Raw genomic sequence first — 6,389 nt, 5'->3', positions numbered from 1 at the left:
CACCCCGGCCGCCCCCGCGGCGGTGCCCGCCGGCGCCCCGCCTGAGGCGACGGTCGCCCCGGCACCGGAGCTGGACGCCGCGGACGTCCCGGTGACCGTGCCGGCCCGCGGCGTACCGGCGGGCACCGTCGCCATGGAGGCCCGGTGACCGCCCCGTCGGGTCGCCGTGGCAACCAGACGGTCGGCCCGACGCGTCCACTCCACGTGCGGCAGGACGACCTGGAACATGCGGTGCGGGAGACGCTGTCCCGCCAGGTCGCCGTGCCCCACGCGCTCGCCGCCGACCCGGCCGGGCTGGCCATCCGCCGGGCCGACCGGATCCGCCGTCGGCGTACCGCCGCCGGGCTGGCCCTGGCCACGGTGGCCACCGCACTGCTCACCACCGGGATGGCGCGACTCGGTGAGGAGCAGGGGCCACCCAGGACGCCGACCGTGGTGCTCGGTGACCCGTACGCCTCACCGCTGCCGGAGCCGACGGCGGCCGTGACCGCGCCGGTCGGCCCGGACCGCGGCGAGGTGGATCTGATCATCGGGAGCACGCTCGCCGGCGCGGACGGCAGCCGGATCCCGTTGCTCGACGTCGGCCCGGTCGAGCGGGCCCAGCGGGCACCGGACGGCGGCGGCTGGCTGGTGGTCGGCGCGCCCACCGTGGCCGGTCGGTCGCTCTGGCTGGTGCCACCCCGGGGCGCCGCGCAGGTGCTGCTCGCCGGCGCGGCGCAGATCACGCTCAGCGACGACGGGCGCCAGGTCGCCTGGCGGGAGGGCGCCGACCTGGTGGCGGCCGGCATCGTCGGCGGCCAGCTCGTCGCCACCGTGCGGACGGCGCTACCGGCCGGGGCCGACCCGGTGCGGTTCGTCGGCGACCGCGTGCTGGCCCGCCTCGACCCGACCCGGCCCGGGCACCTCCTGTGGCGACCGGGCGACGAGGCGCCGGTAACGGCAGCCGACGACACCAGCACGCACGTCTACGGCCGCCTGCCCGACGGTCGGCTGGTCGCCCAGGTGTCCGCCGGCACGCCGCGCCGGCCCTGCCTCGCCCTGCTGGATCCGGCGCTCACGCCGGCGCGTACCGCCTGCGGGCCGAGCCTGGGCACCGACGGCCGCGGCGCGGTCTCCGCCGACGGCCGGTGGCTGGTGCTGAACGGGCGCGCCGCTGGCAAGGACGCCGCGCTCCTGGTCGACCTGACGGCACTCGGGTCCGGGACGCTGACCGCGCTACCGGCCGGGCCACCGCTGGCCGGGGCGGTCGCCTGGACGGCGGATCAGACAGTGGTCTACGGCGACGCCGCGGGCGGCCTGGTGCGGGCCGCGGTGGACCCGGTGCTCGCCGGCGAGCGGGCCACCCCCGCCCCGGTGCCGGGGCTGCGGTCCGGTGAGCGCCTGGTGGTGGTCACCGGATGACCGGGGCGTCCCGGGCCGGGTAGCGTCGGGCGGTGAGTTCCCGCCCACGGATCGACCTGCACACCCACTCCACCGCCAGCGACGGCACCCTCGGCCCGGCCGAGCTGGTGCGGGCGGCCGCCGACGCCGGGTTGGCCGTCGTGGCGCTCACCGACCACGACACCACCGCCGGCTGGGACCCGGCGCTGCGGGCGCTGCCGCCCGGGCTCCGCCTGGTGCGCGGCGCCGAACTCTCCTGCCGCTGGTACGGCCCGGACTCGGCGGTGCCGCTGCACCTGCTGGCGTACCTCTTCGATCCGGACCACCCGGCGCTGACCGCGGAGCTGGCCCGGGTGCGGCTGGCCCGGGAGGTGCGCGGCGAGCGCATCGTGGCGCTGCTGCGGGCGGACGGCGTCGACGTCAGCTGGCCGGAGATCCTCGCCGCGGCGGCCGGGGGCACGGTGGGCCGCCCGCACATCGCGCAGGCGCTGATCCGGGCCGGCCTGGTGGCCAGCACCACCGAGGCGTTCGGGCCGGACTGGCTGGGGGAGCGCTACCGGCTGCCCAAGGAGGACATCGACGTCTTCCACGCGGTCCGGCTGGTCCGGGCGGCCGGCGGCGTGCCGGTCTTCGCCCACCCGCGGGCCACCCGGCGGGGACGGATCGTGCCGGACGAGCTGATCGCCGAACTGGCCGCGGCCGGCCTCGCCGGCCTGGAGGCCGACCACGAGGACCACTCGCCGGCCGAGCGGGCGCACGTCCGGGGGCTCGCCGCCGAGCTGGGCCTGCTGGTGACCGGGTCGTCGGACTTCCACGGCACGCACAAGACGGTGCGGCTCGGCGCCTTCCACACCGAACCCGAGGCGTACGAGCGGCTGGTCGCCGAGGCGTCCGGGGTGACCGAGGTCGCTTCCGGCTGATCCGCGTTTCCGTCTCCGGCGCCACGGCTACCTTGATCGCGTGGATGTCAAGCTGTTCGGCGAGGTCTTCGTGACCCTGCTGGTGATCGTCGACCCGCCGGGCATGATGCCCATCTTCCTCGCGCTGACCGGTCCGCTGCCGGCCCGGGACCGCAACCGGGCGGCCTGGCAGGCAGTCGCGCTGGCGCTCGGCGTGATCGTCGTCTTCGCGGTGGCCGGGCAGACCATCCTCGACTACCTGCACGTGGACCTGCCCGCGTTGCAGGCGGCCGGCGGCCTGCTGCTGATCCTGGTCGCGCTGGAGCTGCTGACCGGCAAGACCGACGACCCGAGCCAGCAGACCACCTCGAACATCGCCCTGGTGCCGCTCGGCACGCCGCTGCTGGCCGGCCCGGGCGCGATCGTGGCGACCATGCTCTTCGTGCAGCAGTCCCACGGCGCCGCGGACTACACCGCCGTGGCCGCCGGGATCGTGGCGGTGATGCTCGCGGTGTGGATCGTGCTCCGGTTCTCCGGCGGGATCGTCAAGATCCTGCGTCCGGGCGGGATCGAGGTGCTCACCCGGATCGCCGGCCTGCTGCTGGCCGCCATCGCGGTGCAGCTCATCGCGGACGCGGTGGCCGCCTTCGTGGCCCAGTACACCGGCGCGGCCTGACCGCCGTACCGGTCCTGTCGGACTCGGGTGGCAGGATCCCCGGTGTGCGACGAGCATCTTCAGCCGGTCGACCCTCCGCCGCGGGGGGCCGGGCGCCCCGACCGCGCGACGCCCAACCCGAGCAGCTCGGCTTCGAGGGCATGCCGGAGCGGCTCTTCGTGTGCACCCCCAGCAAACTCGGCACGTACGCGGACTGCCCCCGGCGCTACCGCTACTCCTACGTCGACCGTCCGGCCCCGCCCAAGGGCCCACCCTGGGCGCACAACTCCCTCGGCGCCAGCGTGCACACCGCCCTGCGCAACTGGTATGCGCTGCCCACCGAGCGACGCCGGCCGGAGGCGCTGGCCGGGCTGCTCAAGGGCACCTGGGTCCGCGAGGGCTACCGCGACGACGAGCAGGAGCGGTCCGCCTACCGCCGGGCGCTGAGCTGGCTGGAGTCCTACGTGGCGACCCTCGACCCGGAGGTCGACCCGCTCGGCGTGGAACGGGTGGTCGCGGTGAAGACGGCGGTGCTGGCCTTCAACGGCCGGGCCGACCGGATCGACTCCCGCCCCGGGCCGGCGGGCCCCGAGCTGGTCATCGTCGACTACAAGACCGGCCGCACCGGGCTGGACGCCGACGACGCGCGCGGCTCGCAGGCCCTTGCCCTCTACGCGTACGCGGCCGAGCGGGTGTTCCGCCGGCCGTGCCGCCGGGTCGAGCTGCACCACCTGCCCACCGGCACGGTGGCCGGGCACGATCACACCGTCGAGTCGCTCGCCCGGCAGGTGTCCCGGGCCGAGGAGACCGCGCGCGACATCATGGCCGCCGAGCGGGCCGTCGCCGACGGCGGCGACCCCGACGAGGCCTTCCCCACCACTCCGGGCCCGCGCTGCGGCTGGTGCGACTACCGGCGCAGCTGCCCGGCCGGCGCCCAGGCCCCCGGCAAGGAGCCGTGGGCGGCCATCGAGCGGCCGAGCGACGCGCTCCCCGGTCAGGAGTGATCGTCTCCACGCGATGACCGTCCCGGCCGCACGGGGTGACTCAGCGGGTGCGGCCCGGCCGGCGGTCAGCCGGGCAGCGCGGTGGCGGTGAGCCGGGCGGCCCGTTCCTTGGCCGCCTGCTGCATCGGCCCCTCCCGGTAGCGACGGGGCAGCGCGGCGAGGGCGAGGCGCAGGGCCCGTACCGTCAGGTCGGCCGAGAGCGCGGTGGTCGGCAGGCCGAGGCCGCCGTACATCCGCCGGGCCCAGGCCGGCAGCAGTGCCAGCGCGGTGCCGGCGATCCCGAAATACGCCCACCGGGGCGGGCCGAGGGTGAGGCCGACCCGGACCGGCAGGCTGAGCTTCCACGGCAGCGGTGGCGCGGTGAGAAACAGCGCGGTCTCCGCCGCCTCCCGGGTCATCCGCAGCTCCGGGCGGATCCGCCGGTAGTACTCCGCCACCTCGGCGGCGGTGCCCGGCACGGTCTGTGGATCCAGGCCGACCAGGGCGGCGGCCCGCCGCTGCTCGGTGTAGTAGCCGTCCACCTCGTCGTCGGTCAGCGGCAGCCCGGCCCGGCGCGCGGTGTCGAGGAACGACTCGATCTCGGTGACGTGCACCCAGCGCAGCAGGTCGGGCTCGTCGATCCGGAACTCCTCCCCGGTGGCCGGGTCGGTGGCCCGCATCCGGGCGTGCAGCCGGCGCAACCGCAGCCCGGCCGCCTCGGCCTCGGCGGTGGTGCCGTAGATGGTGGTGGCCACGTAGGTGGCGGTGCGGACCAGCCGCCCCCAGGCGTCGGTGCGGTAGTTGCTGTTCTGCGCCACCCCGGCCATCGCCCGCGGGTGCAGCGCCTGGAGGTAGAGCGAGCGCAGGCCGGCGACGAGCAGGATCGGCTCCTCGTGCACCTTCCAGGTGACCGAGCCGGGACCGAACAGGCCGACGTCATCCGAGTTCACCGAACCAGCGTGCCACGGCAGGGGGCCGTTCCGGCGGCCGTGGGTTGGTGGTCCTGCGCGACGAAGCTCCCAGCCGGGCCGTCCGGGCCGCGGTCGGTGCCGGCTGCCTGTCCGGGTCGGCGTTCCCCGATCCGGCTCGCCTGGCCGTGCGGGCCGGGCCGTTGTCGGGTGTGCGGCCCTGGTCAGTCGTCGGCGGAGCGGCGGGCCTGGCAGGCCGGGCAGAGGCCCCAGAAGGTCACTTCCGCCTCGTCCACCTCGAAGCCGTTGTCGATGTTCGGGTCGAGGCAGGGGGCGGCGCCGACCGCGCAGTCGATGTCGGCGATCTCACCGCAGCCCCGGCAGACCACGTGGTGGTGGTTGTCGCCGACCCGGGCCTCGTACCGGGCGGGACTGCCGGCCGGCTCGATCCGGCGGGACAGGCCGGCCCGGGACAGCGCACCGAGGACGTCGTAGACGGCCTGGGTGGAGACCGAGTCGAGGCGTTCACGCACCCGCCGGGTGATCTCGTCCACCTCAAGGTGGCCGCCGGCGGCCAGCACCTCGAGCACGGCGAGGCGCGGTCGGGTCACCCGTAGGCCCTTCGACCGGAGCAGATCCTCGCCACTGGACATGTGCCAATGACAGCACGGGCGATGGAGGTCGACAACCGAGCTCCGGGGCGAGGTGGCCCCGACCACAGCCGGTGACCGGCGTTGATCTTCCGGGGCAGCTCGATGGGAGCGCTGCCGATCGTTCGGTGAAGATCGTTGCGAGTCCGGTGAACCGGACCGGCCGGGGGCGCGTGTGACCCGGTGAGAGTCCTGGGCGGGTCGACCGGCGCACCTTACGCTGGCATCCCGCGACCGCGAACTGCCCCGGAGGTTTGTCGATGTTCTTGAAGGTGCTGGGTCTTCCAGTACACGTGCTGGTGGTGCACGCGGTCGTGTTGTTCGTGCCGCTGCTGGCGCTCCTCTCCGCCGCGTACGTGGCGCTGCCCCGGTTCCGGTCCCGGCTGGACTGGGCGGTGGGGGCCCTCGCCGTGATCGCGCCGTTGACCGCGTGGGTGGCCGTCCAGTCGGGGGAGCGGCTGACCGACCACCAGGTGGCGCGAGGTTTCCAGGGCGAGATCCTGGACAAGATCTACGAGCACTCCCGCTACGGTGACCTGCTGTTCCGGTACACCCTGCCGCTCGGCGTCGGCGCCCTCCTGCTGGTCGCGCTGACCAGCGGGCACCCCCGGGTGCCGCGGCTGCCGAACTGGGCCGTCCCGGCGCTGTCGGTGGTGGTGATCGCCCTGGGGGTGGCGTCCCTGGTCTACGTCTACCTGACCGGGCACTCCGGGGCCGACGCCGTCTGGGGCAACACCTTCTGACCCGCGGCTGGCGCCCCTGCTGGTGCTCTCGGCCGACTCAGAAGAGGACGCGCGAGCAGAGCAGGCAGCACAGCACCACCAGCACCACCCCGGCCACCACGCCCACCCCCCAGGTGACCCGCTGCGCCCGCTGCTCCGCCGCGTCGAGCCCGACCATGTCCTGTGGTGGCA

General features: G+C 75.5%; 7 protein-coding genes. 5 read left to right on the top strand and 2 right to left on the bottom strand.

All coding sequences use genetic code 11. The annotated features are described in order from the left end of the window. The first annotated feature begins 144 nt into the window (after window positions 1–144). From DLJ47_RS28670 to DLJ47_RS28655, 4 genes are all read left to right on the top strand, one after another. The gene (locus DLJ47_RS28670; RefSeq protein ID WP_109904589.1) at window positions 145–1,401 is read left to right on the top strand and encodes a hypothetical protein; all 1,257 of its coding nucleotides are present in this window, start codon (window positions 145–147) and stop codon (window positions 1,399–1,401) included. Between the two features lie 32 nt (window positions 1,402–1,433). Further along, the gene (locus DLJ47_RS28665; protein ID WP_109904587.1) at window positions 1,434–2,300 is read left to right on the top strand and encodes a PHP domain-containing protein; all 867 of its coding nucleotides are present in this window, start codon (window positions 1,434–1,436) and stop codon (window positions 2,298–2,300) included. 40 nt (window positions 2,301–2,340) lie between these two features. Beyond that, window positions 2,341–2,955 (top strand): MarC family protein, encoded by a 615-nt coding sequence (locus DLJ47_RS28660; protein WP_109904585.1) that lies wholly within the window; start codon window positions 2,341–2,343, stop codon window positions 2,953–2,955. A 140-nt stretch (window positions 2,956–3,095) separates the two neighbouring features. Then, a complete protein-coding gene (locus tag DLJ47_RS28655; RefSeq protein WP_396775938.1) occupies window positions 3,096–3,938 on the top strand; it encodes a RecB family exonuclease in 843 nt (280 codons plus the stop codon). A 65-nt stretch (window positions 3,939–4,003) separates the two neighbouring features. Here DLJ47_RS28655 and DLJ47_RS28650 read toward each other — a convergent pair whose 3' ends face one another. Both DLJ47_RS28650 and DLJ47_RS28645 read right to left on the bottom strand, forming a co-directional pair. Continuing rightward, window positions 4,004–4,867: an oxygenase MpaB family protein gene (locus DLJ47_RS28650; RefSeq protein ID WP_109904581.1), complete on the bottom strand. Its 864-nt coding sequence runs from the start codon at window positions 4,865–4,867 to the stop codon at window positions 4,004–4,006. A 182-nt stretch (window positions 4,868–5,049) separates the two neighbouring features. After that, entirely contained in the window at window positions 5,050–5,478 is a 429-nt protein-coding gene (locus DLJ47_RS28645; protein WP_109904579.1) for a Fur family transcriptional regulator, read from the bottom strand. Between the two features lie 257 nt (window positions 5,479–5,735). Here DLJ47_RS28645 and DLJ47_RS28640 point away from each other — a divergent pair, with 257 nt between their 5' ends. Then, window positions 5,736–6,218, top strand: coding sequence for a DUF2231 domain-containing protein (locus DLJ47_RS28640; RefSeq protein WP_088997266.1), 483 nt, complete (start codon window positions 5,736–5,738; stop codon window positions 6,216–6,218). Window positions 6,219–6,389: the final 171 nt, after the last annotated feature.

Source organism: Micromonospora sp. S4605 (genome assembly GCF_003176715.1).
In the GTDB taxonomy this organism is placed as follows: Bacteria; Actinomycetota; Actinomycetes; order Mycobacteriales; family Micromonosporaceae; genus Micromonospora; species Micromonospora echinaurantiaca.
This window is presented reverse-complemented; position numbering and strand designations above follow the sequence as displayed.

Excerpts from the sequence above, each read along its gene's own strand:
- DLJ47_RS28655 (WP_396775938.1), top strand. The coding sequence starts at position 3,096 with ATGCCGGAGCGGCTCTTCGTGTGCACCCCCAGCAAACTCGGCACGTAC.
- DLJ47_RS28645 (WP_109904579.1), bottom strand. The coding sequence starts at position 5,478 with ATGTCCAGTGGCGAGGATCTGCTCCGGTCGAAGGGCCTACGGGTGACC.
- DLJ47_RS28640 (WP_088997266.1), top strand. The coding sequence starts at position 5,736 with ATGTTCTTGAAGGTGCTGGGTCTTCCAGTACACGTGCTGGTGGTGCAC.